At 37.8% G+C, this 25,209-nt stretch carries 25 protein-coding genes; 18 read left to right on the top strand and 7 right to left on the bottom strand.

What is annotated here, in order from left to right; genetic code table 11:
* Nucleotides 1-28 precede the first annotated feature (28 nt).
* The 10 genes from J2S77_RS04285 (at nt 29) to J2S77_RS04240 (ending at nt 10,065) form a co-directional block, all read left to right on the top strand.
* Nucleotides 29-1,171 carry an acyl-CoA dehydrogenase gene (locus tag J2S77_RS04285; RefSeq protein ID WP_306974987.1) on the top strand — a complete coding sequence of 381 codons (1,143 nt, stop codon included), beginning with the start codon at nt 29-31 and terminating at the stop codon, nt 1,169-1,171.
* 28 nt (nt 1,172-1,199) lie between these two features.
* Nucleotides 1,200-2,837 (top strand): AMP-binding protein, encoded by a 1,638-nt coding sequence (locus tag J2S77_RS04280; protein WP_306974986.1) that lies wholly within the window; start codon nt 1,200-1,202, stop codon nt 2,835-2,837.
* Nucleotides 2,838-2,852: 15 nt separating this feature from the next.
* Nucleotides 2,853-3,164, top strand: a complete 312-nt coding sequence (locus tag J2S77_RS04275; RefSeq protein ID WP_306974984.1) for an AMP-binding enzyme — start codon at nt 2,853-2,855, stop codon at nt 3,162-3,164.
* A gap of 13 nt (nt 3,165-3,177) precedes the next feature.
* Entirely contained in the window at nt 3,178-4,521 is a 1,344-nt protein-coding gene (locus J2S77_RS04270; protein WP_306974982.1) for an acetyl-CoA carboxylase biotin carboxylase subunit, read from the top strand.
* Between the two features lie 12 nt (nt 4,522-4,533).
* Complete coding sequence (locus J2S77_RS04265; protein WP_306974980.1) at nt 4,534-4,746, top strand: acetyl-CoA carboxylase biotin carboxyl carrier protein subunit; 213 nt, start codon at nt 4,534-4,536, stop codon at nt 4,744-4,746.
* Between the two features lie 24 nt (nt 4,747-4,770).
* Nucleotides 4,771-5,673: a hydroxymethylglutaryl-CoA lyase gene (locus J2S77_RS04260; protein WP_306974977.1), complete on the top strand. Its 903-nt coding sequence runs from the start codon at nt 4,771-4,773 to the stop codon at nt 5,671-5,673.
* A 4-nt stretch (nt 5,674-5,677) separates the two neighbouring features.
* Entirely contained in the window at nt 5,678-6,457 is a 780-nt protein-coding gene (locus J2S77_RS04255) for an enoyl-CoA hydratase-related protein (RefSeq protein WP_306974975.1), read from the top strand.
* Between the two features lie 45 nt (nt 6,458-6,502).
* Nucleotides 6,503-8,005, top strand: coding sequence for an acyl-CoA carboxylase subunit beta (locus J2S77_RS04250; RefSeq protein WP_306975496.1), 1,503 nt, complete (start codon nt 6,503-6,505; stop codon nt 8,003-8,005).
* Between the two features lie 91 nt (nt 8,006-8,096).
* Complete coding sequence (locus J2S77_RS04245) at nt 8,097-9,743, top strand: FAD-binding dehydrogenase (protein WP_306974974.1); 1,647 nt, start codon at nt 8,097-8,099, stop codon at nt 9,741-9,743.
* 67 nt (nt 9,744-9,810) lie between these two features.
* A complete protein-coding gene (locus J2S77_RS04240) occupies nt 9,811-10,065 on the top strand; it encodes a hypothetical protein (RefSeq protein ID WP_306974972.1) in 255 nt (84 codons plus the stop codon).
* A 59-nt stretch (nt 10,066-10,124) separates the two neighbouring features.
* Here the strand turns inward: J2S77_RS04240 and J2S77_RS04235 are convergent, their stop codons facing one another.
* Entirely contained in the window at nt 10,125-12,071 is a 1,947-nt protein-coding gene (locus tag J2S77_RS04235; RefSeq protein WP_306974970.1) for an AMP-binding protein, read from the bottom strand.
* 205 nt (nt 12,072-12,276) lie between these two features.
* Between J2S77_RS04235 and J2S77_RS04230 the strand changes: the two genes are divergently transcribed.
* On the top strand, nt 12,277-12,831 hold the full coding sequence (locus J2S77_RS04230; protein ID WP_306974968.1) for a TetR/AcrR family transcriptional regulator: 555 nt from the start codon (nt 12,277-12,279) through the stop codon (nt 12,829-12,831).
* Nucleotides 12,832-12,891: 60 nt separating this feature from the next.
* Entirely contained in the window at nt 12,892-14,055 is a 1,164-nt protein-coding gene (locus J2S77_RS04225) for an MFS transporter (protein WP_306974966.1), read from the top strand.
* A gap of 231 nt (nt 14,056-14,286) precedes the next feature.
* Here J2S77_RS04225 and J2S77_RS04220 read toward each other — a convergent pair whose 3' ends face one another.
* Complete coding sequence (locus J2S77_RS04220) at nt 14,287-14,853, bottom strand: NADPH-dependent FMN reductase (RefSeq protein WP_306974964.1); 567 nt, start codon at nt 14,851-14,853, stop codon at nt 14,287-14,289.
* A 15-nt stretch (nt 14,854-14,868) separates the two neighbouring features.
* Nucleotides 14,869-15,924 (bottom strand): LLM class flavin-dependent oxidoreductase, encoded by a 1,056-nt coding sequence (locus J2S77_RS04215; RefSeq protein WP_306974962.1) that lies wholly within the window; start codon nt 15,922-15,924, stop codon nt 14,869-14,871.
* 159 nt (nt 15,925-16,083) lie between these two features.
* Here J2S77_RS04215 and J2S77_RS04210 point away from each other — a divergent pair, with 159 nt between their 5' ends.
* Nucleotides 16,084-16,299, top strand: a complete 216-nt coding sequence (locus J2S77_RS04210; protein ID WP_306974960.1) for a hypothetical protein — start codon at nt 16,084-16,086, stop codon at nt 16,297-16,299.
* Nucleotides 16,300-16,407: 108 nt separating this feature from the next.
* Nucleotides 16,408-17,283, top strand: a complete 876-nt coding sequence (locus J2S77_RS04205) for a hypothetical protein (RefSeq protein ID WP_306974958.1) — start codon at nt 16,408-16,410, stop codon at nt 17,281-17,283.
* On the opposite strand, the gene J2S77_RS04200 is transcribed toward J2S77_RS04205, so the two are convergent.
* Together J2S77_RS04200 and J2S77_RS04195 are read right to left on the bottom strand one after the other, a co-directional pair.
* The gene (locus tag J2S77_RS04200; RefSeq protein ID WP_306974956.1) at nt 17,284-18,288 is read right to left on the bottom strand and encodes an LLM class flavin-dependent oxidoreductase; all 1,005 of its coding nucleotides are present in this window, start codon (nt 18,286-18,288) and stop codon (nt 17,284-17,286) included.
* A 133-nt stretch (nt 18,289-18,421) separates the two neighbouring features.
* Entirely contained in the window at nt 18,422-20,191 is a 1,770-nt protein-coding gene (locus tag J2S77_RS04195) for a methyl-accepting chemotaxis protein (protein ID WP_306974954.1), read from the bottom strand.
* A 270-nt stretch (nt 20,192-20,461) separates the two neighbouring features.
* On the opposite strand from J2S77_RS04195, the gene J2S77_RS04190 reads away from it, so the two are divergent.
* Entirely contained in the window at nt 20,462-20,821 is a 360-nt protein-coding gene (locus J2S77_RS04190; RefSeq protein WP_306974952.1) for a carboxymuconolactone decarboxylase family protein, read from the top strand.
* Between the two features lie 48 nt (nt 20,822-20,869).
* Here J2S77_RS04190 and J2S77_RS04185 read toward each other — a convergent pair whose 3' ends face one another.
* Nucleotides 20,870-21,073, bottom strand: a complete 204-nt coding sequence (locus J2S77_RS04185; RefSeq protein WP_306974950.1) for a CDGSH iron-sulfur domain-containing protein — start codon at nt 21,071-21,073, stop codon at nt 20,870-20,872.
* 141 nt (nt 21,074-21,214) lie between these two features.
* On the opposite strand from J2S77_RS04185, the gene J2S77_RS04180 reads away from it, so the two are divergent.
* Nucleotides 21,215-22,135 carry a glycerophosphodiester phosphodiesterase family protein gene (locus tag J2S77_RS04180; RefSeq protein WP_306974949.1) on the top strand — a complete coding sequence of 307 codons (921 nt, stop codon included), beginning with the start codon at nt 21,215-21,217 and terminating at the stop codon, nt 22,133-22,135.
* A 27-nt stretch (nt 22,136-22,162) separates the two neighbouring features.
* Here the strand turns inward: J2S77_RS04180 and J2S77_RS04175 are convergent, their stop codons facing one another.
* A complete protein-coding gene (locus tag J2S77_RS04175) occupies nt 22,163-24,199 on the bottom strand; it encodes a penicillin-binding transpeptidase domain-containing protein (protein ID WP_306974947.1) in 2,037 nt (678 codons plus the stop codon).
* 118 nt (nt 24,200-24,317) lie between these two features.
* Here J2S77_RS04175 and J2S77_RS04170 point away from each other — a divergent pair, with 118 nt between their 5' ends.
* On the top strand, nt 24,318-24,464 hold the full coding sequence (locus tag J2S77_RS04170; protein ID WP_167260417.1) for a lmo0937 family membrane protein: 147 nt from the start codon (nt 24,318-24,320) through the stop codon (nt 24,462-24,464).
* Nucleotides 24,465-24,562: 98 nt separating this feature from the next.
* The gene (gene msrA, locus J2S77_RS04165) at nt 24,563-25,093 is read left to right on the top strand and encodes a peptide-methionine (S)-S-oxide reductase MsrA (protein WP_306974944.1); all 531 of its coding nucleotides are present in this window, start codon (nt 24,563-24,565) and stop codon (nt 25,091-25,093) included.
* Nucleotides 25,094-25,209 lie beyond the last annotated feature (116 nt).

Raw genomic sequence — 25,209 nt, 5'->3', positions numbered from 1 at the left:
AGTCGGTCTGATAAAAGGGGAAATTTAAATGGACTTCACATTAACCGAAGAGCAAGAAATGACCCGCAAAATGGTTCGTGATTTTGCAGAAGCCAAAATCCAACCTCGAGCAATTGATATCGATGTCAACGCAGAATTTCCAGAAGATTTATTTAAAGAAATGGGTGAATTAGGCCTCCTCGGGATTCCGTATCCTGATGAGTACGGAGGATCTGGTGGCGATACGATCACTTACGCACTTTCAGTTGAAGAAATCGGGCGTGTTTGTGGTAGTACAGGATTAAGCTATGCCGCTTCTGTTTCGCTTGGTTCATCACCAATATATCAATTCGGAACCGAAGAACAGAAACAGAAATTTTTAGTTCCATTAGCTAAAGGCGAGGCATTAGGATCTTTTGGTTTAACTGAGCCAAACGCAGGTTCAGATGCAGGGGGTACCAAAACAACAGCCAAGGTTGATGGTGATGATTTTATTATTAATGGTGAGAAATGCTATATCACCAATGCATCGTATGCTAAACAGATAATTGTAACCGCTGTCACAGGAAAAGATGAACGAGGTAAAAACATTATTTCTGCGATCGTCGTGCCTACTGATACTGATGGTCTTACGATTACGGACAATTACGACAAAATGGGTGTTCGTGGTTCCAATACGGCCGAAATTGTCTTAGAAGATGTGCGTGTACCACGTGAAAATCTACTAGGTGACCCTGAAAAAGGCTTCAAACAGTTTTTACAGACTTTAGATGGTGGGCGAATCTCGATTGGAGCTTTAGGCCTTGGCATTGCTCAAGCATCATTAGACCGTGCGCTAGCCTATGCGCAAGAACGCCAACAATTTGGCCAGCCTATTTCTTCTTTTCAGGCGATTCAATTTAAGTTAGCTGATATGGCAACAGAAATCGAACTTGCACGTAACATTGTGTTAAAAGCTGCTTGGTTAAAAGACCAAGGCAAGCCGTTCTCTAAAGAAGCTGCTATGGCTAAATTAACTGCAACTGAAACCGCTTTTAGAGCTGCTAATCAGGCTATTCAAATTCATGGTGGATATGGTTATATGCGTGAATATGAAGTTGAACGTTACTTACGTGATGCTAAATTACTCGAAATTGGTGAAGGAACTTCTGAGATTCAACGTCTCGTTATTGCACGTCAATTAGGTTGCTAAATATTTAAATTATATAGGGGGATGCCTCATGCCACTTACAAATCTAACGATTGGTGAATTAATTGAACAGCAGGCAAACAACTTCCCAGACTACGAAGCAGCTGTCTATCCTGAAAAAGGAATTCGGTGGACGTATAAGCAATTTAACGAAGAAGTTAATCGCGTTGCAAAAGGGTTTATGGCTTTTGGAATTGATAAAGGCGATCACGTTGCGATTTGGGCTGATAATAAACCCGAATGGCTAACTTCACAATTCGCAACAGGAAAAATGGGTGCAGTACTAGTTACCGTTAACACAAGCTATCAAGCGCAAGAATTAGAATATCTATTAAAACAATCTGAGTCTTCTACACTTATACTTGCGGAATCTTTTAAAGGTACGTCTTATATTGATATTGTTAAAGAATTGATTCCAGATTTAGCTAATCAAGAAAAAGGAAACATACAATCTGATAAATTTCCACATTTAAAAAATATCATCGTACTTAGCGACAAATCCTATGTAGGCTGCTATACATGGCATGATGTGGTTCAGGCAAGCGATCATATATCAGATGAGGAACTGACTCAAAGGTTATCGTCACTTAATGAACATGATGTGATTAATATGCAATACACCTCAGGTACAACAGGGTTCCCTAAAGGGGTTATGCTTTCTCATTACAATATTGTCAATAACGGAAAACAAATTGCGGAATGCATGAGCTTTACGGAACAAGATCGTCTGTGTATCCCTGTTCCATTTTTCCATTGTTTTGGTTGTGTCTTAGGTACACTAGCTGCCGTTTCGAAAGCAGCGACAATGGTGGTAGTTGAACAGTTTGATCCTGAGAAAGTGTTAGCTGCTGTGTCTGAAGAACAATGCACAGCCCTTCATGGTGTGCCTACCATGTTTATTGCTGAGCTTAATCATCCTAACTTCAATGACTATGAATTTCCTCATTTAAGAACTGGAATTATGGCAGGTTCAAATTGTCCGATTGATGTGATGAAAGATGTGATGGAGAATATGGGAGCATCTGAAATTACGATTACGTATGGACAGACAGAGTCATCACCTGCTATCACTCAGACAACGACTGATGACCCGATCGAAAGAAAAGTCAGTACGGTAGGAAAACAACATCCTAATGTCGAAGTTAAGATAGTAGAGCCTGGTACAAACCAAGAAGTAAAAACCAATGAACCTGGAGAATTATGCACTAGAGGTTATCATGTGATGCAAGGTTATTACAATAATGAGGAAGAGACACGTAACGCAATCGACAGTGATGGTTGGTTACACACGGGTGATATAGCAGAAATAGATGATGAAGGCTATGTGAAAATTACCGGTCGTATGAAAGACATGGTCATTCGCGGGGGAGAAAATATTTATCCACGTGAAATTGAAGAATTTTTAATCCAGCACGATGATGTCTTAGATGTTCAAGTTGTGGGAGTTCCAGATGCCAAATATGGAGAAGAATTGATGGCTTGGACCATCCTTAAAGAAGATTCAACGTTAACAGAAGATGGATTAAAAGACTATTGTCGAGGTCATATTGCTTATCATAAAGTACCGAGATATATTCAATTCACCGATGAGTATCCAATGACAGCGAGTGGCAAGGTTCAGAAGTTCAAACTTCGTCAACAGGCTGAAGATTTAATAGCAAAAGATTAAAGTGAAGGTGATAAGATGCAACATGAACAAATTCCTGAATCATATCAATTAGAACAATTTATCGCATCGCATGAACAAGTTGAGGATGCGAAGGTTGTTTTCATACCTGATGCTAAGCAGGGTGAACTGGTTATTGCTTGGGTGATTCCAAATGATAATTTGATTACAGAACAATCAATAAGAGCTTATTGTGAACTAAGAGAAGATCATGACAAACCCGATTATGTTTTATTTACTGACGAATTCCCAACCACACCAAGCGGTAAAATCCAAAAAATTCGACTTAAAGAAGTAGCTCAAGAACAATTAGGAATACAATTTGAATAAAGGGAGCGATATCATGTTTAACAAAATCTTAATCGCCAATCGCGGAGAAATTGCTTTACGTATTATTAAGACTTGTCAGCAATTAAATGTGAAAACAGTCGCTGTTTACTCAGAAGCAGACGCTGATGCCCCTTTTGTTACGGAAGCAGATGAAGCTTATTTGCTTGGTGGGCCGAAAGTAAATGAGAGTTATTTGAATATCGAAAAAATCATCGATATAGCTAAGCAAACAAAAGTTGAAGCCATTCATCCTGGATATGGCTTATTAAGTGAAAATACTGATTTTGCCAAACAAATTGAAGATGCCGGCATTACATTTATTGGGCCATCGTCTGAGTCGATCAATCGCATGGGAAGTAAATTAACAGCTAGACAAACAATGGAAAACGCAGATGTTCCTATCATTCCAGGAACAAATGACCCAATTGAATCTGTCGATGATGCCCGGTCGTTCGCGGCTGAAATCGGCTATCCTGTGATGGTTAAGGCTGCTCATGGTGGAGGAGGCATTGGTATGCAGATTGTTTATGATGAACAAGAACTGGCCAAAGCCTTTGAAAGTAATGCGCGCCGAGCTGAACAATTTTTCGGTAATGGCACCATGTTTATCGAAAAAGTCATTGAAGATGCTCACCATGTTGAAATTCAAGTATTAGCTGACCAGCAAGGCTACACGATTCATTTAAATGATCGTGAGTGTTCCATTCAACGTCGTCACCAAAAAGTGATTGAAGAAGCACCTTCGCCATTAATCAGCAATAGGACGCGTGACAAAATGGGGCAAGCAGCTGTTAGGGCAGCAGAAGCGATTAATTATGTAAATGCAGGAACCATTGAATTTTTAGTTGATGAAAATGAAAACTTTTATTTTCTCGAGATGAATACGAGATTACAAGTTGAACATCCCATCACGGAACTTGTAACAGGTATTGATTTAGTAGAACAACAGTTGAAGATTGCTTATGGTGAATCGCTAGATATCCAGCAATCAGATGTTAAGTTAAAAGGACATGCGATTGAAGCACGTATTTATGCAGAAGATCCGAAAACATTTTTCCCATCTCCAGGACAATTAACGGCTTTTGAACCACCTGAAGGAGAAGGAATTCGAAATGATGTCGGTGTTCATGGACAATACCAAGTCACACCTTATTACGATCCAATGCTAGCAAAATTAATCGTATATGGTGAAACAAGAGATGAAGCGATCGAAAAGCTTGAACAAGCTTTATCTCAATACAAAGTAGAAGGTATCAAAACAAACATCCCGTTCTTAATTGATGTAGCAAAAGCTCCAGCCTTTAAACGAGCTGAAACGCGAACATCATTTATTAATGAATTTATGGTCAAACAATAGGAGGTAACACTTATGGCAGAAGTAAAAGCAAGTATGGCAGGTAACGTTTGGAAAGTGATGATTTCAGAAGGAGATTCGGTCGATTCTAGTCAGGATGTCGTCATCTTAGAATCTATGAAAATGGAGATTCCGATTGCGGCAGAAGTCACTGGTACTGTTAAAGAATTGAAAGTAAAAGAAGAAGATTTCGTTAACGAAGGGGACGTTATCGCAATTATTGAATAATCCACCCTAAAAGGAGTTTCAGTTATGGTTAGTCTACCACAAGATGTGACGATTAAAGAAGTGGGACCACGTGATGGTCTACAAAATGAAAAAACACTTATTGATACTGAGGCTAAAATTAGTTTAATTAATCAATTATCTGAAAGCGGCTTATCTTATATCGAGTTAACATCGTTTGTTCATCCTAAATGGATTCCACAATTAAAAGATGCGGTCGAGGTTGCTAAAGGGATTGATCGAAAGAATGATTTGACTTATGCGGCGCTTGTTCCTAATTTAAAAGGATTAGAACGAGCTATTGAAGCTGATGTTGATGAGGTGTCGATCTTCATGTCAGCGAGTGAGACGCATAATCAAAAGAACATCAATAAATCGATTGATGAAACTTATCCTGTCCTACAAGAAGTCGTTGATGGTGCTAAACAGGAAGGAAAATCAGTTCGAGGTTATATTTCCACTGTTTTTGGTTGCCCATATGAAGGGAAAATTGACGTTAATCAAGTGATGTCAGTATGTGACAATCTGTTTTCAATGGGCATTGATGAATTATCTATTGGTGACACAATTGGTGTCGCTAATCCCGTCCAAGTTCACAACGTTTTATCATCGATGAAAGAGCGTTTTGATCAAAATCATTTAGCCTTACATTTTCATGACACACGTGGGATGGCACTTGCTAATACGTATGTCGCGTTAGAACACGGCTTCCGTACATTTGATGGCTCTTTAGGTGGCTTAGGTGGTTGCCCGTACGCTAAAGGCGCTTCAGGCAACGTCGCAACAGATGATTTAGTTCATATGCTCACTGAAATGGGGATCGAGACAGGTGTGAATTTGGATAAGTTAACGAATACAGGATTAGCAATCGAGAAGCATTTAGATAAGCCTTTACCCAGTAAACAAATGGAACTAGCTAGAAGGATGTGATGCGATGAGTACAGTAATATGGCAGATGCAAACGGACCATGTCGGTATTTTATACTTAAATCGTCCATATGCAGCGAATGCTTTTTCAACACAGCTTATAGAGGATTTTCATCATGCACTAGATAAAATCGAATCTCATGAAGATTTACGAGCCTTAATAATAACTGGAAAAGGTGAGAAGGCATTTTGTGCAGGTGCTGATTTAAAAGAACGTCAAACGATGACAGAAGAAGAAGTTGTTAAAACAGTTCGTTCTATTGGTGGCCTTGTACGTCGTGTCGAACAGTTATCAGTACCAACGATCGCAGCCATTAATGGTGCCGCTTTCGGTGGTGGTTTAGAGTTATCACTAGCTTGTGATATTCGTATAGCAAGTGATAAAGCGAAAATGGGTCTTACTGAGACATCATTAGCCATTATACCAGGAGCTGGAGGAACCCAACGTTTAGCTAAGTTAATCGGGCTTGCTAAGGCAAAGTATTATATATTAACAGCGAAACGCTTCGGTAGTGAAGAAGCGCAATCAATCGGTTTAATTGAAGAAAGTGTAAGTCCAGATGAATTATTGAACCAAGCTATAACTTTAGCTAATCAAATTTCAGCCAATGGACCAATTGGTGTTCGTGCTGCTAAACAAGCGATTGAACGCGGTTATGAACGTGATATAGCAACAGGTCTTGAAATCGAACGTCATTATTATTTAACGACGATCCCAACTGAAGATCGTTTGGAAGCCTTACAAGCGTTTAAAGACAAAAGACAACCACAATTTAAAGGGAAATAGACAGAAAGGGTGATTAAGGTGGCATTTGAAGAACAGCACCAAGCGATGCGCGAACGAATCGAAAAAGGTGGAGCAGAAAAATACCACGAAAAAAACGCTGAAAAAGGTAAAATGTTTGTCCGTGACAGACTTAACATGCTTTTAGACGATGATTTAAATGTAGAAGATGCCTTTTTTGCTAATTGCGTTGATGAATCTCTTCCAGCAGATGGTGTCGTGACAGGCTTAGGCAAGTTAAACGGCGAAACAGTCGCTGTGATGGCGAATGATTCAACAGTTAAAGCGGGTTCTTGGGGAGCGCGCACAGTAGAGAAAATCATTCGTATACAAGAAACCGCCATGAAATTAGAAGTTCCTATGTTATATTTAGTGGACTCTGCTGGTGCAAGAATTACTGATCAGATTGAAATGTTCCCGAATCGGCGCGGCGCAGGTCGTATCTTTCATAATCAAGTAAAAATGTCCGGACGAGTCCCGCAAGTATGCTTATTATTTGGACCATCTGCGGCCGGCGGAGCGTACATACCTGCCTTTTGTGACATTGTCGTCATGGTTGAGGGCAATGCTTCGATGTATTTAGGCTCACCACGAATGGCTGAAAAAGTCATTGGAGAACAGGTATCACTTGAAGAAATGGGCGGAGCCAAAATGCACTGTTCTGTTTCTGGTGTTGGTGACGTGCTAGTCGAAAGCGAACAAGAAGCAATTGATTATGTGCAAAAGTATTTAACTTATTTTCCGCAAAACTTTAGAACACAGCCGAATGAACACGATCCAGTTGAACCAGGACAATTCGACAAAACCATTAGCGATTTAATCCCAGAAAATCAGAACGCTCCATTCGATATGTACGAGTTAATCAATCGTTTAATTGATAACGACAGTTTCTGCGAAATTAAGCGCGAATTCGCTAAAGAGTTAATTACGGGATTAGCTCGAATCGACGGTAAATCAGTCGGTATTATTGCTAATCAACCACGTCAAAAAGGTGGCGTGTTGTTCCATGATTCAGCTGATAAAGCCGCTAAATTTATTCAATTATGTGATGCCTTTAATATTCCACTTGTTTTCTTAGCCGATATCCCTGGGTTCATGATTGGAACGAAGGTAGAAAGAGCAGGCATTATTCGCCATGGGGCTAAAATGATCTCAGCTATGAGTGAGGTTACCGTACCTAAAATTTGTGTTGTTGTACGAAAAGCATATGGAGCTGGCTTATATGCCATGGCAGGACCAGCGTTTGATCCAGACGTCACCATTGCACTTCCAACTGCACAAATTGCTGTCATGGGACCAGAGGCAGCTGTTAATGCAGTGTATGCGAATAAAATAGCCGTATTACCAGAAGAAGAGAGACAAGAATTTATTAAAGAGAAACATGAAGAATACAAAGAAAATATCGACATTTATCGTTTGGCATCCGAAATGATTGTTGATGACATTGTTGAACCAAATAATTTACGAGGTGCTTTAACGCAACGACTTGATGTTTATCAATCGAAGAACGTACAATTCACAGAACGTAAGCACGGTGTTTATCCAGTATAATGATTTTAAGCAGCATGGCATAGACCTAATATAGGTTTAGCTATGCTGTTTTTTATTGATTAGATGATCAAACTTATGAGGGTGTGATTAAATGAAGTACGATGCGATTGTAATCGGTGCTGGTTTATCCGGCCTTGTTGCAACTTCAGGAATTGCTGCTTATGGTAAACATGTTTTATTACTTGATCAAGAACCAGAATCATCGTTTGGAGGCCAAGCCTGGTGGTCATTTGGAGGTTTATTTTTAATTGATAGTCCAGAACAACGTAGAATGGGGATTCGAGATTCATATGATTTAGCTAGACAAGATTGGTTTGGCTCGGCGGCATTTGATCAAGGTGAACATGATGATTGGGGAAAACAATGGGCTGAAGCTTATTTGGACTTTGCAGCAAATGAGAAACGACAATGGCTCAAGAATTTAGGCATTAGTTTCTTCCCTGTCATTGGCTGGGCTGAACGTGGAGGATATTTAGCTGATGGCCACGGCAATTCAGTTCCTCGATTTCATATTGTATGGGGAACAGGCCCTGGGATACTAGATCCTTTTAAAAAGCTTGTATCAAAATACATTGACGGCGGCTTAGTGACTTATCTACCGCGTCATCAAGTTAATTCACTACTTAAAGAAAATAATGCTGTTGTAGGTGTAGAAGGATCTGTGTTAGTCGATGACGAAAGCGAGCGCGGTGAAAAAAGCAGTCGAGAAGTAAAAGATTCATTTCACTATAAGGCTGACCATGTCGTGATTGCAACAGGAGGAATCGGAGCTAATTTTAAACTAATAAGAGAAAATTGGCCTGAACGTCTAGGGCCACCTCCGAAACAGATGATTTCAGGTGTCCCAGATCATGTCGATGGCAAGATGATTCAAAAAGCAGAAGAAAGTGGTGCTAACGTCGTTAATAAAGATCGTATGTGGCATTACACAGAAGGAATTAAAAATTATAATCCTGTATGGTCCGATCACGGAATTCGGATATTACCAGGACCGTCATCTTTATGGCTTGATGCTGAAGGTAATCGTTTACCGTCTCCTAATTTTCCAGGCTTTGATACTCTCGGAACATTAGAGAGCATTATGAAAACGGGATATGATTACTCCTGGTTTATTTTGACACAGAGCATTATCGAAAAGGAATTTGCATTGTCCGGTTCTGAACAAAATCCTGATTTAACCGGAAAGAGTATTAAGAAAGTGTTAAAGCGTGCTTTACCCGGAGCTCCAGGACCAGTGGAAGCTTTTAAAGAACAAGGTGAGGACTTTGTTGTCGCTGATAATCTAACAGAATTAGTAACTGAAATGAATCAACTGAGTGGCGAAAATTTGCTAGACGAACAGCATATCTTATCACAAATAGAAGCACGAGATCGTGAAATGGATAATCAATTTACGAAAGACTTACAAATTACAGCTTTACGTGGATCGCGGTTTTACAAAGGGGATAAACTCATTCGTACGGCCAAACCACATAAACTCCTAGACTCTAAACATGGCCCGTTAATTGCGGTTCGGTTGAATATTTTAAGTCGAAAGACACTTGGAGGCTTACAAACCAATTTGTCTGGACAGGTGTTAAACCAACAACGAAAACCAATCACAGGACTTTATGCAGCTGGTGAAGCATCAGGCTTCGGTGGCGGAGGTATACATGGTTATCGAGCTTTAGAAGGCACATTCTTAGGAGGATGTTTATTTACAGGACGCATCGTCGGAAAAACAATCGGCAATAGTTAACTATAACGATATTATGTAAACTATAATCTGGGTTTGTATGAATTTTATAATAGAAGGGAGGAGCTTGGTGAGAAAACACGTGTTTGGAGTTTTATCGATCACCATGGTAATTATCAGTATTGTCTTTTTTTTACTCACCAGAGGACCAAACGTGAATATTCAGTTAGGAATTAGTGTATTTACAGGACTATCGATCATTGGTATCATTCTAGCAATTGCTTCGAAGAGGATATGGTATATTATAATAGGTTCTGTTCTTAATGGCTTCGTTTTGTATTTTGTTATTTTATTAATATTTGCTTACGGAATTAGTGAAAACTAAATGATAATACCAATTATTAAAACCGCTCAGATTATAGTCTGAGCGGTTTTGTTTGGTGATTAAGTTTTTTGCTTACCTATTTCGCGAATTTGATCGACGACATGAGGGTTTTCTAATGCCGATAAGTCACCAGCGTCTTTATTTAAATAAGCTGATTTAATCGCACGGCGCATCACTTTTGCATTTCGAGTTTTTGGTAGATCATCGACTATATGACATGTTCTTGGTGCAATTGCTTTACCTAAACGGTCAATCGCATGATTGATTAGCTCATCTTTTAACTTTCCTTCATCATAATCTTCGCCTTTAGGTACAACAAAGGCAATTGGTTTCTCACCTTTAACATCATCTGGGATACCGATCACGCCAGCTTCTACGACGTCATCATGTTCAACAAATATCGATTCTAATTCTGCAGGACCTAATCGTTTCCCTGCCACATTTAACGTATCGTCTGAGCGTCCAGTGATGGTATAAAATCCTTCGTCATCATGAATCACCCAGTCACCATGAACCCACGTATCTTTAAATCGATTCCAGTATGTGTTTTCATAGCGCTCATTTTCTTTGTAAAAACCATTTGTCATACCAACCCAAGGCTGCTTAATGACAAGTTCACCAACCTCGTTTTCGACACGCTCACCATCTTGATCATAAACGTCAACATCCATACCTGGCAAGGCAGCATTGAACCCAACTGGTGCTATCGGTTTTACCAGTACATTTCCAAAAATACCGCCTGAAATTTCCGTACCACCCGAATAATTAAAAATCGGAATTCGACCTCCGCATACTTTATCGAATAGCCACATCCATGGTTCTTCATTCCATGGCTCACCTGTTGAACCAATTAATTTAAGTGAAGATAGGTCATGTTTCGTTACATAAGATTCGTCTAACGTCATGAGTGTTCGAATCAGTGTTGGTGCAATACCAAGATGGGTGACATTATGTCGTTCGACAATATCCCAGATCCGATCAGGTTCAGGGTAGGTAGGAGTCCCTTCGAACATTAAAATCGTAGCACCGTTTAATAAACCGCCGTAAACCAAGAATGGGCCCATCATCCAACCCATATCAGTAAACCAGAAAAGCGTGTCACCAGCTGAGACATCCATCGCAATTCCGGCATCAAACGCTGATTTGATCGGAAAACCATTATGCGTATGTAGCGCACCTTTCGGTTTACCAGTGGTACCAGACGTATAAATAATCATATAAGGGTCATTGCCGTTCGTATGGACTGATTTAAATGAATCATTGGAAGAACGAACATCTTGCCAACGAATATCAACTTCATTATTCCAACTCACATCATTTTGTGCATGTTCAACAACAAAGACTTTTTCTATGGATGAAGTTGCTTGAACAGCCTCCGAAGCATCATCTTTTAAATTAACGGTTTTACCACCACGATGAAAGCCATCGACTGTTATTAAATATTTGGCTTCAGCAGCATTAATTCGTGTGGCGACAGCTTCTGCTTTATAACCAGAAAAGGCGGGTGAGAAGATCGCGCCAATTTTGGAGATGGCGAGCATAGCAATCGTCGTTTCAGGGATCATTGGCATATAAATCGTAAAAATATCACCTTTTTGTGCACCTTGATCTAGTAAACCATTAGCCACACGATTCACTTCTTCATCTAACTCTTTAAACGTGAATTTGCGTGTATCTCCAGCATCACTCTCCCAAATCAAAGCATGTTGTTTTTGATAATCTGGATTATGTGCCCATTTTTCCACTGCATTATAGGCAACATTCATTTTTCCATTAACATACCACTCAGGATACATCACACCATTTGTTAAATCTAATGCCTGGTCATATGGTTCAAACCAATTAATTCCAAGTTCTTGTTCTGCTTCGTGCCAAAAAGTCGCAATATCTTGAACAGAGTATTGATGAAATCGATCATAATCTTCGAAACCAAGACAATTCATCATCTGATAAAGACGGGTATTCGTTAAATCGCTTTCACTTGGATGCCATACTGCTCTTGTCATAACAACTATTCACTCCGTTTCTGTTAAGTTATTAATCTGACACTTATTATAACTTAGATTATGAATTGTGAGAAGGTTATGAATAAAAGCGGTTACATTTGAATTTTTCTGCATAAGTCTTTGGAATTGACACCAATTTAGATAGGTTGCTAGAGTAAGGGTAGAATGACCGTTCTATCTAATATATAATGAAGGTGGCATTTTAATGAGCTATTCTGTTAAACGAGAACAATTACTCCGTGTAGCTGAAGATTTATTTTATCAATATGGGTTTCGTGGTGTTGGCTTAAAACAAATTATTCAAGAAGCAAATGTGGCAACGATGACGTTGTATAATCATTTTAATTCTAAAGATAATCTCGTTGAAGAAGTATTAAGACAACGCGAAAGCAGGTATTGGACGTATCTTGATTCATATATTGAGTCGGATGCTGATTCACCATTTATTCTTGCGGTAGAAGCGCACGGAAAATGGCTGAAAGAAGAGTCTTATCAAGGCGATATGTTCCTTAGAGCAATTGAAGATTATTCTGGTGAAGATAACGAAATCGAAGCCATCGCGAGGGGCCATAAAGCAAAACTATTGCAGTATTTCAAGAAACTTGCCCAAGCAAAAGGGAAGGATCAAGATCATGACCTAGCACATCAGATGACTCTATTATTAGAAGGGACAACCTCTATGACAACATTAATTGGAGCTGAACAAGCAACTGAGCATTCTGTTGCAATGGCACGCATTCTAGTAGGGCATGCGTCATAATTTCTATACTCATTAATAGAAAGGACGTTCTATCTAAACTAAGAAAGAGAGGGAGTTGAATTGAGATTTTCTCAACTCGTTTTACCAGGAGTTACGATGATTGCTGTCACATATGGCTTAGCTCGTTTTAGTTTCGGATTATTACTTCCGGACATCAACAGCACTTTAAATATGTCTGAGTTTACATCAGGGTTGATTTCATCATTATTTTATTTAGCTTATTGTTTTACTATTATTTATTCAACTGTTTTAACTACACGAGATGGGCCAAGAAAGATGATCCTATTAGCAGGTGCCGCAGCCGTAGTAGGACTAATGATTATTACTATGACTCCGAATGCTTGGGTTTTAGGCTTCGGCGTATTACTTGCGGGCAGTAGTACAGGGTTAATCTCACCACCATACGGAGCTGCTATTTCATTATGGATTAATCGTGCTGAGCAAGGTAAAGCAAACACCTGGATTAATTCAGGTACAAGTCTAGGGATTATACTATCAGGATTAGGTGCGATTGTTTTATCACCAAATTGGCGTATAACTTATCTAATCTATGCTATTTTAACGTTGTTAGTCCTGATTTGGAATTATCGTGTGATTCCAAAAACAGAGCGAACATCTTTCTTCCAAATAGGTGAACTTTCAATCAAAGGTGTGAAAGGTGCTATACCACTCATCATTGCATCACTTATTCTAGGTGTATCTACAGCAGCATTTTGGACTTTCTCTCGTACATTTATAGAAATAGCGGGTAATTATCCTGATTGGCAATTATCACTTTTTTGGGTGATGATTGGAATTTTTGGAATTCTAGGAGGATTTTCAGGTTCAATGATTGAAACAATAGGTTTACCGACAGCATATAAGGTAGGGGGAGTCGTTTTAGCAAGCGGGTCCATTATTTTAGCGTTATTCCCGACGAACGGTGTAATGGCGATTGCCTCAGCGGGGATTTTCGGTGCTGCTTATATATTTATTTCAGGTGTATTACTTGTATGGGGAATTAAAGTATTCATAACCAATGCATCACTAGGGATTGGGATTCCGTTTTTATTACTAGCGCTAGGCCAAGTGTTCGGTTCAACGTTAGCAGGGACGTGGATTAGTTTATGGAGTTATAGCGTAACGTTTATAATCTCTGGCATGATTGGATTAATTGCTATATTGATTGGACCAAAACAAACAGTTACTCATGAGCAAATCAGGGAAGATCAACAACAAGTATAATAATTGTGCAACTTTTATATAAGTTTCGTATAATAATTGTATAACTAGTATGAACAGGCGTAAAACACTCGGTTTGACGGTGTTAAGCGCCTGTTAAACTATATCATTAACTTGGTATAATCAATGTTATGTAAACCTAAAAATGAATTTAATTAGTCCGAATCCAAACCTACATCGTTAAATATAAGAAATCCTGATGCTAAATTATTGATTTAACATCAGGATTTCTCGTTAAAAATCGTATTGATCCTCTTTCGCTTGCTTAATTTGTTGATACGTCTCACTTAGTATAATTGTATCTTCAACTAAGCGATCAATTCGCGCTAATACGTCATCGTTTACAATCTGTTTCTGATCAAAATCTATCTCTTCAATAAATACATATGACTGCACAATTTGCGCTTTCATATAACCTAAGATAGATTTAAGTTGTTGTTCTAATATTAAATAATGCTTAGCTGATCCGGCTGTTGCTAACATGCCAACAACTTTATCGCGAAATGCATCAACTGGTAATAAATCGAAAATGTTCTTTAATGTTGCTGGAATCGATGCCTGAAAAATTGGTGTTCCGATGATGATCGCATCAGCTTCCATAATGGTTTGTGTGACATAGTTTGTGTCACCAGGATAATCTAAATAATTTCTACCATCGCTAAATTGGATGTCATAATCTTTTAAATCAATTAAGGTGGTTTCGATTTCAGGGTATTGTTTTTCTAAAGATGCCATTGTATAATCCATTGCTGTTCGTGTTTTCGAACCAACAATAGAGCCTGACAAAACAACAACTTTCATACTCTTCCCCCTCCTCTACTGTTTTGTGTATTTCCTAATTACTGGTAAAATCTCTGAGCCGATTAAATCAATATTACGTTTTAGTTTATCAAACGGCATCCCGCCAAAATCCATTTGAGCAATATAACGCTGATGGCCATATAGTTCATGTTGATATAAAATCTTTTCAATAATTTGTTGTGGGCTACCGATATTCATAACATTGTGAGGATCAGCGCCTTGAGCAAAGTTTTGCTTCGGAAAGCCTTGACCGTTCGTTTTCTTCATTCCTTCATTAATATGCGGATATAAGTCTTGTAATGCTTTTTGAGATGACTCAGCTGCATAGAAAAAGCCAGCTGTTGCAACGGGTAACTCATCTGGATTATGTCCTGCCTGTTTTGCTGCATCGCGATAAGCATCAACGGTTCGCTTAAATACTGATGCTGGCCCTCCTAAATGAGCCATAAACATGGGTACACCAGCATAGCCCGCCTTCACAGCACTTGATGGTGATCCACCAACTGCTCGCCAAATCGGTAATGAGCCATGTTTAGGTCGAGGAATCACACGCGCCTGATTAAGTGGCGCGCGGTGCTTCCCTTGCCAAGTGACTTCTTCTTGTTGATTGATTAAATTAAGCAGTTCAAATTTCTCTTCATACAACTCTTCATAATCGCGTAAAGGATAGCCAAGTAATTCAAAGTTACCAACGCGTGATGCACGACCTGCGACAATTTCAGTACGCCCATCAGATATTAGATCCACCGTTGCAAAATCTTCAAAAACGCGTACAGGATCGAGTGTACTAATAATCGTCGATGAACTGGCTATCTTTATTTTTTCAGTTGCTTGGGCGATTGCACTAAGTACGACAGAATGTGCTTGTGTTGTGAAATATTCTTGATGACTTTCTCCAACGCTAAAAAAGTCCAATCCTGCTTGTTCAGCAAGCTGTGATAATTCAATGATTTCATTTAAACGGGTTTGAGCAGAAATTCTTTCACCAGTATGAGGATCTGGCAAATGATCGCCTAATGTATATAAACCAAATTCTAATCCTTTACTCGGGTCAATCCGATATTGTTCCATTTATGATCACCTTTCATCTATTTCGTCTATAGACTATTAAACCTCTTATAAACTACTCATTTTTTATTAATTTGGTTATTAGAACAAGTAGTTTAGCTTGAACCACCATAAGATATAGTATCCTGATCAGGAAAATCTATTTAACGGGGGGTGTTAACTATGAGTCAAAATAGCCAATCTGCTGTATGTCAATTACTCGAAACACTTAACCCAGGTACACCTGTTAATGAAGTCTTTGTAAACGGTGAATCTGAACCAGCACAATATTTCGCATCACTTGATTCCGATTCAAATTTAGCCTATTTCGTTCAAGATGACGACGATTTATTAGTTGCTGACTGTAACCGAATCGACATGATTGAAATTGACACTTAAATAAATCAGTTCTAGAAGGGAGTCATTCATATTGGCTCCCTTCTTTTATTAACCATTTGGGCTTTATTACATATGATAATATAACTAAGATTATAGGGGTCGTAGTGTATGGTCGCAAAGCTTTATTTAAACCAAAATTTTAATCCTTCACAACAGCATTCTTTTGTAAAAACAGATACTCAAAAAGAACACAGTCATACAAATCAACTTAAAATAAATCGATTACTATTACTTATGCAATCAGTATTTCAGCAGCTTTTCGCACTAAATGAACATGCAATTCGATCCGATGCTAACCAAGATCAACTGCAACAAAATATACTCCAGTTAATAGAAAAAACAAAACAAATTGACCTCAAATCCAGTAATCATTTCGGCCATATTAGTCACCAATTAATGCGTCATGACGCGAAGTTAGATAAATTAAGTGGGTTAACTAATCAGCTCATTAAACAAGAAAATCAGATCAATAATCAACTTGAAACTCTGATGGCAAAGCAAAATGAAGCTATTCACAAGCTTGATAGTGTAACTAATACACTCATTGATCAAGATAATCTAATCAATAACCAACTTGATGAAGTTTTACACAAAATCGATTGCGCAGCTAATCAACTAAACAAAACTTCGCAAGTTCAAATTGAGATGGATAACCATATTAAAGATCTTGAGTACTTGCAACGAATATTATTAGATGAACAAGATCAAACAAATTACACCATCAAGACTTACTATCATCAAGTCATCGAACAGTTAAATCGTTTAATTGATTCCAATCAAACGTCACTCATTTATTTACTACAAAAATTGAATCCAGGTACACCGTTAACAACGGTTACTGTTAACGGTGATTCGATTTCCGTTCGGCTTTTCGTGCATATAAATCAAGACACAAACCTCGCTACCTTCGTTGATGCTGACCGCCAACTCCTTATTGCTGATGCAAGTGATATTAATGCTATTCAGCTTAAAGCAGTTAGTTGATTAAACGTTACCATCTACGACATCTTTTAATATCTGATAGGAACGTTTTTGTTTATCGCGATCATAAATATAGGTCACGGCCATTAATTCATCAATGTCATATCGTGATTGAAACTGCGTTAATTGTTCTTTAATCGTTTCAGGACTTCCAACCAGTGAGGTTTTAGACATATTATGAACCATTTGCCATTCTGCATCTCTAAATTGATTGATGACATCTTCATCTGGAGGGCTTAGTGGATTGCTTGTTCCTCGCACTACATTTAAAAAGAACTGATCTAACGTCGTCTTTTCAAATTTAGCTTCCTCATCCGTCTCAGCTGCAATGACGTTTAAGCAAATCATCATATAAGGTTCACTTAAATACTCAGATGGTTGGAAGTTTCGACGATATAGATCAATAGCAGCATCCATTTGATGTGGAGCGAAATGAGCTGCAAAAGCATATGGCAGGCCAAGATTAGCAGCCAATCGTGCTGAATCAGTCGACGAACCTAATATATATAAGGGAACGTCTTTGCCGACACCTGGGAATGCTTTAACATAACCCTGTTTATTCTCTGGTCCAAAGTATTGCAATAAATCTTTAATGTCAGAAGGAAAATCATGAACAGCATCATGGTTTGACCGTCTAATGGCACTAGCAGTTAATTGATCAGTACCAGGTGCTCTCCCTAGACCTAGATCAACACGGTTTGGATATAATGTTTCCATCGTGCCAAATTGTTCAGCTACGATTAGCGGAGAATGATTCGGTAACATCACGCCACCAGAACCAACTCGAATAGAGTTTGTATTTTCCAATGTATGCTTGATTAACATTGATGTAGCTGAACTGACTAGGGTTGGTGTATTGTGATGTTCAGCGATCCAATAACGTTCATAACCCATTTCTTCAGTCGCTTGAGCTAAATCGACAAGATCATCAATTGCTTGCTTTTGATCGCCACCTTCGCGAACAGGTGCTAAATTTAGTACGGATAATGGTATATTTAAATTTGTCATAAAGATTTTCCTTTCAATTGTTTATGTCACTTCATATCCTATCAATATCTGTGATGGAATGAAATTAATTTGCTTTATTAACATAACAATTTTCTATAAAAAAAAGCTGCCACAAATGTGACAGCTTTTTTGATTATTTCACTTTAAATTGATTAGCAGCTTTTTGTAGTTCTTCGGCCATATGGGATAGCGCATCAGTTGCTGAAGTCACTTCTTCAACACTTGCTGATTGTTCTTCAGCTGCACTCGCAACTTCTTCAGCTAGTCCAGAGGATTTTTCAGTTTGTTCAGAAACAGCTTCCATCGATTGAACTAATTTACCACTCCGTTCATCAATCTGCTGTATGGAATCAGATACTTCTTTCATTCGATCTGAAACCGAATTAACAGCTTGAGCGATATCCTCAAAGGATTCACCAGCTTTATGAACAAGCTCTTTCCCTTGATCTACGTTTTCAACACCATTTTCCATAGAGTCGACTGCTTCTTTTGTTTGCTCTTGAATCTCATTGATAATTGAAGAAATTTGACTTGTTGATTCTGTTGATTGCTCGGCTAATTTTCTTACTTCATCCGCAACAACAGCAAAGCCTTTACCATGTTCTCCTGCACGAGCAGCTTCTATAGCTGCATTTAATGCCAGTAAATTCGTTTGTTCTGATATATCATTAATAATGGTTAAAATCTTCTCGACTTCTTTTGAACGTTCATTTAAGTTCTGAATAATGTCTCGTGTTGAAGATGTATTATCGCTAATTTCATCCATTTGTTGGACGGCTTGCTGGACAACCTGTTCTCCATCCGCAGCTTGTTTAGACGTCTCTTCTGATGATTCATTAACGCGTTCAGCACGAGAAGAAATTTCTTGAATATCGTTGGAAATTTCTGATACATATTCAGTTGATTCATGCACTTGACGTGATTGATGTTCATGCCCTTCTGATACTTGTTGAATTGAATGAGCAATTTGTTCGGCAGCTTTAGAAGTTTCATCTGCATTTGCATTGAGTTGTTGAGAAGATGCAGCAACTTGTTCAGATGATTCGACAACTTTTTTAATTAAAGCGTGCATTTGATCAATCATTTGGTTATATTCTTCTGCCAAACGACCAAATTCATCTTCTGAAGTTACGTCAATTGGCTGAGTCAAATCTCCGTTCGCGACATTTTTAAGGCCTGTTTCTAATTGAGTCATTTGTCTATTCATGTAACGAATAAATAAATAAACAGCCACGCCACCGAATATGACAGCAATTAAGCCAATGATAAATATAGTTTGAGCATTCTCATTACGTACTAATGTGGCTAATTTAGACATCTCGAAATCGATTGCTGCCACCGAAATTACTTCCCCTTGGTCATTTGTTACGGTTTTAGCTAATGTAATAATCGATTGATTTGTTGCTGCATCAATATAAGGTTCTGTCCAAACAACTTCGCCTTGTTGCTCAGAAGCTAATTGATACCATTCACGCTCTGTCGCGTCATACCCAGTTAAATCTGCATCTGGGATGTTATCTAAATACAAGCTCCCATCAGGTGTACCCATATATAAATTCAAGATATATTCGTGGCCACCACTTCGTTCTTCAAAAAATGACTGATAATAGTCGGTTAAGTCTTCGTCATTTGTTGTAGGCATATTATCATAGTTTGTGCTCGCACTCGGAATATCTGTGTTGTTATAGTTGATCTCATTTTCCTCAGTTATTGACGTCAGTAATTCTTCGTACTCATTAAAGACTTCTGTTGCCTCACTCGTTTCTGATTCAATCACGTTTTTAGGAATGATTGTGTTTTCCAAAAATGACGTTTGACTATAAGAAATATAGCCAATAATCACTAGTGGAATGATTAATAGTGCTAACATAATGGCTGTTAGCTTAAATTTAATTGATTTCATATGTATTCCCCCTCGACATTTCTCGACTTAATGATATGTCTTAAATTGTACCAATTTTACAACAACTTTGTAAATATAAATCTAAAGAATTATTTCCCGGGCAAGCGCAAATACTATATAAATCAAACAATTCAGGTCAAAATGTTTATAATTTTGACAAGTTATTTAATCGATATTTGTCATGATCGGTTCAAAATTAGAGCAACTCCGGAAATAAAATGAATAACCTAACGTTATTAAATCACATTAATAAAGAAAGGTGTGATAACTATGAATCATGAGAATCATGATAATTTCAATGATGTACTGCTTTATGTAAAAGAAAAAACAAGCGAAGTAGAGAAAAACTTACCGGAATTGACTGAACAGTATTTTCGGTTTACCGATTCAGCCTTTAAAGAGGGATCCTTAGACAAGAAAACAAAACAATTAATCGCCTTAAGCATTGCTGTCTATACGAAAGACCACTATTGCATGGTGTATCATGCCAAAGGGGCTGCTGAACATCAGGCGGAAGAACAAGAAGTATTAGAAGCAATTGGTGTAGCGATTGCTTTAGGTGGAGGCGCAGCTTGGAGTCAAGGTGTGACATTCGCTCATGACGCATTCCTTCATTTTCAAGAAAAATAGTAAAATCCCCTTTGTGTAAAATGAACACAAAGGGGATTTAATATGTAATTATGCCCGTGAAACATCTTGAAAATTAATCTGTTTATGTGACCCATCACAAAACGGTTTATTTTGAGAAGCGCCACAACGGCAAAGCGAAAATGCTGGTTTTGTTTGATATTCATTACCTTCAGCATCCAATAATGTAACATCACCTTTTACTAAGATAGATCCATTATCTCTTATTTGAACAATAGGCTTTTCATCATTCATACTACCCCTCCCTTCTTTCATATATTATACCATTATCAATATAATTCTCAAAGTATGTTTACATAATATTATTATGGTTATCTAATATTTCACTTAACTAAAAAGGTTATGAAAAACGCAATTATATCTTTGACTGAGGTGATGATTTTCAATTTTAAGCTAAGTAAAGTAACCATAGTTAGTTTAGTAACAGTGGTGCTATTGTATATTGTTTTTAATGAGATTGTGTTTCATTCTGTTGAATCAAAGCCTTTTTTTGAACAAGACAAGCCTATGGTGATTGCTCATCAAGGAGGTGAAGAATTAAGACCTTCTTCAACAATGGCAGCTTTCAAATATGCTGATCAATTAGGGGTGGATGCTTTAGAGACTGATTTACATATAAGTGAAGATGGTTATTTAATGAACATACATGATGCAACAGTTGATCGTACAACTGATGGAACAGGACATGTGGCTGATTTCACACTTGAAGAATTAAAACAATTAGACGCGGGTTATTATTTCAAAGATCGTGACGGTCATTATGCTTATCGTGGGAAAGGTCTAGAATTGATCACCTTACAGGAACTGTTTCAAGCGTTTCCAAATCAAAAATTTATTTTAGAAATAAAAGTGACAAACCCGGACCATCGTATTGATGAAATGATTACTAGATTAATTAATTTAATTGATCAATATAATATGCAAGACAGAGTTTTAATCGGATCATTTGATCATAATATTATTAAACAGTTTCAACGTAGAGACCCCTTTAATGTCGCGACTTCTGGAGGTCGTCAAGAAATTCGCAATTTTGTGCTTACTCATAAACTATTGATGAGAAATTTGTATAATCCGAGTATTGATGCTACATTAATACCTACCTCAGAAAGCGGTTTTGATTTGACATCCACTTCCCTGATAGACGGTGCTGAACGATTAGGTCTTAACGTTTTTTATTGGACAATCAATGATGAAGAAACCATGCGTCAACTATTAAATTCTGGTGCAGACGGTATTATTACTGACAGACCGGATTTATTAATAGATGTTATGCAAGATATTGAAAATAAAAAATGAGTGGTCAAAAATCTGACCACTCATTTTTTATTCATAAGTTTCAAAGAATTGTTTGCTCAAATCGACAGCAGCGCCACTTCCACCTCGATCTTGTACCCCTTCAACTAACAAACTTAATAATAAATCAGGATTATTTTGGTCATAACTGACAAAGAGTCCGTTTTGTTTACCGTCGTTCTCTTCATGACTTGATTTTAGTTCTGCTGTTCCTGTTTTACCTGCCATTGCTTTGCCATCAAGATCAATTTGTGTAGCTGATCCATCTGTTACAACACTTCTTAATGCATCTTGTAAAATTTGATTTTCCTCGTTTGTTACAACATCCTCTAACCAAACCTCATCTTGCTCATTTAACAACAACTTAGGTTTCATATATTCGCCATCATTTGCTACACCGCTATAAATAGAGGCCAAATGTGTGTTGTTAATGAGAACTTCACCTTGACCAAACGATGTATCAGCTAACATACCTTCTGATGTAATTTCACCTGAATTCGATACTTGAGACGCTGGTAAAGGGTAAGTGAACGGTAAAGGTTCACCAAAACCTAATGATTGCAATCCGCTTGCTAAAGGATCTGCACCTATATCCAACCCTAGTCGAGCGAAATAAATGTTGTCAGAATGAGTCATAGCAGTATCAAAATCGACTTCTGAATAATTCGAACTCACTCGAGTCACGTAATAGTCTCCCCAGCTAGAATCTTTTTGCCAACGTAAGCCTTCGATTTGTTCGACTTCTTCAGGGCTTAATTCATCTTGTTTAAACCCAACAAGGCTAGTTAACAACTTCATCGTAGATCCTGGTGAATAGTTAGATGCAAATCGGTTAAGTGTTGGGTTGTTTTCATTTGATGTAACTTCGTCGTATTCAGCATTTGACATACCCATGACAAATTGATTCGGATCAAAAGTTGGAAAACTTAATAAACTTAACACTTCACCAGTTTGTGGGTGCATGACTGTAGCTGTACCCGCTTCTTCTTTTACAATATCATATAATGTCTCTTGTACATTCATATCTATAGTTGTTTCTACTGTTTCACCGTCCACAGGTTCTTTCTCAACTACAGTCGTATTAGATCCATTATTTTTTTCAATAACGATTGCTACACCATCTTCAGCGCGTAGTTGATCCTCAAACAATTGTTCTAGACCACGTTTACCAATAACATCATTTGAACTATAACTTTCTGATTCTCTTTCTTCAAGTTCACTTGCTGTAATCGGCCCAATATACCCAGTTAGATGAGCAGCAGCTTTTCCATAAGGATAAACCCGATCTGTTTTAACTCTTGTTGTGACACCCGAAACGCTTGTCGCATCTTCTACTACATCCTCTTCGTTAATCCCAATATTTCGAATTGGAACAAAATAATTCGGTTCAACCCAACTTTGGTTTAATTTATTTTGGATGTACTCATTAGATACTGTTAATGATTCACTTAGTTCATCTAAATTAGACTCATCAAATTGCTCAGGTGTAATGCCAACTTCATACACCTCACCCAATGTTGCAAGAGCATTACCATTTCGGTCTAAGATATCTCCTCTTCTTCCCTCATTCCGCTCTAGAGAAACTTTTTCATTCTTTTCTAATCCAGGTAAAATTAATTCTGGCTTCCAATTAATTAACCAACGATCTTCTTCTAAATCCTCATGATCGTCAGCTGCCTGTTTAGTCATATTAACGTCAACTTCATATTCAACATCGCCCGCTAATGTAGAGAATGAAATTTTAAGAGGCATTTCATATTCGTCACGATCTTCAATATTTTCTCGAAGCTCTGTTAAATGTTCTTCATTATTATTAGTCATTTCTACTGACAGGTTACTTATTTCTAAATCGTTATACAAATCATTATAACGCTCAACAAAATTTTCTTCTCCAAATGACTCTGTAGCATCTGAAGTTAAATATTGATCATACATCTCTTGAAATGAATTCTCTTCCCATAGGGCAATGTAATCTCCCATGCTATCATGAGGAATCACGACTTCTTCATCCGAACAAGCTACTAAGACGAATATAAGAATGGGAATTAAAACAAATGTTTTTTTCATTATGTACCTCCATTAATCTAAACAGTCTAACAACATTTTAGCAAAAAATATTGAAAAATAGTGATAATTTGATTGAAAGATTTGAAATTAGGGTAATCCTATAATTGAGGTGATTAAAATGCTTTGGACTATTATTATTATCATTTTAGCATTATGGCTGATTGGTTTTGTATTAGAAATAGCGGGTGGACTCATCCATCTCCTACTCGTTGTAGCAGGCATTGTATTTATTTATCAACTAATTACAGGAAAACGAAGTTTGTAGCTGCTAATCACATGATTGGCAGCTTTTTTTAAGGCGGTTGTCTTTCGTCTTATGAAAAAAATTGCTATAATCAATAGACGATTTAAGGAGTGATTAATATGAGCAAACAAAAAGCATACGCAACATTTGCTGGTGGTTGTTTTTGGTGTATGGTAAAACCCTTCGATCAATGGGATGGAGTTGACAGTGTCATCTCTGGTTATACTGGTGGCCACATCGAAAATCCAACTTATAAGCAGGTAAAATCTGGTCAAAGCGGTCACTTTGAATCCGTACAAATTACATATGACCCTGACAAAATAGATTATAACACAATTTTAGACTTATATTGGAAACAAATCGACCCTACTGACCCAGACGGACAATTTCACGACAGAGGTCCTCAGTATCGTACGGCTATTTTTTATCATACTAATGAACAAAAAGAAATAGCAGAAGCTAGTCGACAACAACTTGAAGCATCAGGAAAATTTAATAAACCAATTGTAACTGAAATTAAGCCAGCTGAAACCTTCTATCCAGCTGAAGAATATCACCAACATTTTCATGAAAAAAATCCAGAAGAATATGAAGCCGATCGCGTGAAATCAGGTCGGGATGAATTCATCCAAGAATATTGGTCAAATTAAAAAGCCATTTCCTCTTATTAATGAACTGTACCCTTAAAAGTGGACAATTTAATAAAAAACTAGGCGGCTAAAAGGTGACCTCGATATTGATTCGGGGTCATCTTTTTTAGTGTCCA

The organism is Alkalibacillus salilacus, from assembly GCF_030812915.1.
Taxonomy (GTDB): domain Bacteria; phylum Bacillota; class Bacilli; order Bacillales; family Alkalibacillaceae; genus Alkalibacillus; species Alkalibacillus salilacus.
Note: the sequence above shows the minus strand (reverse complement) of the source record. Positions and strands in the feature narration are given on the sequence as shown.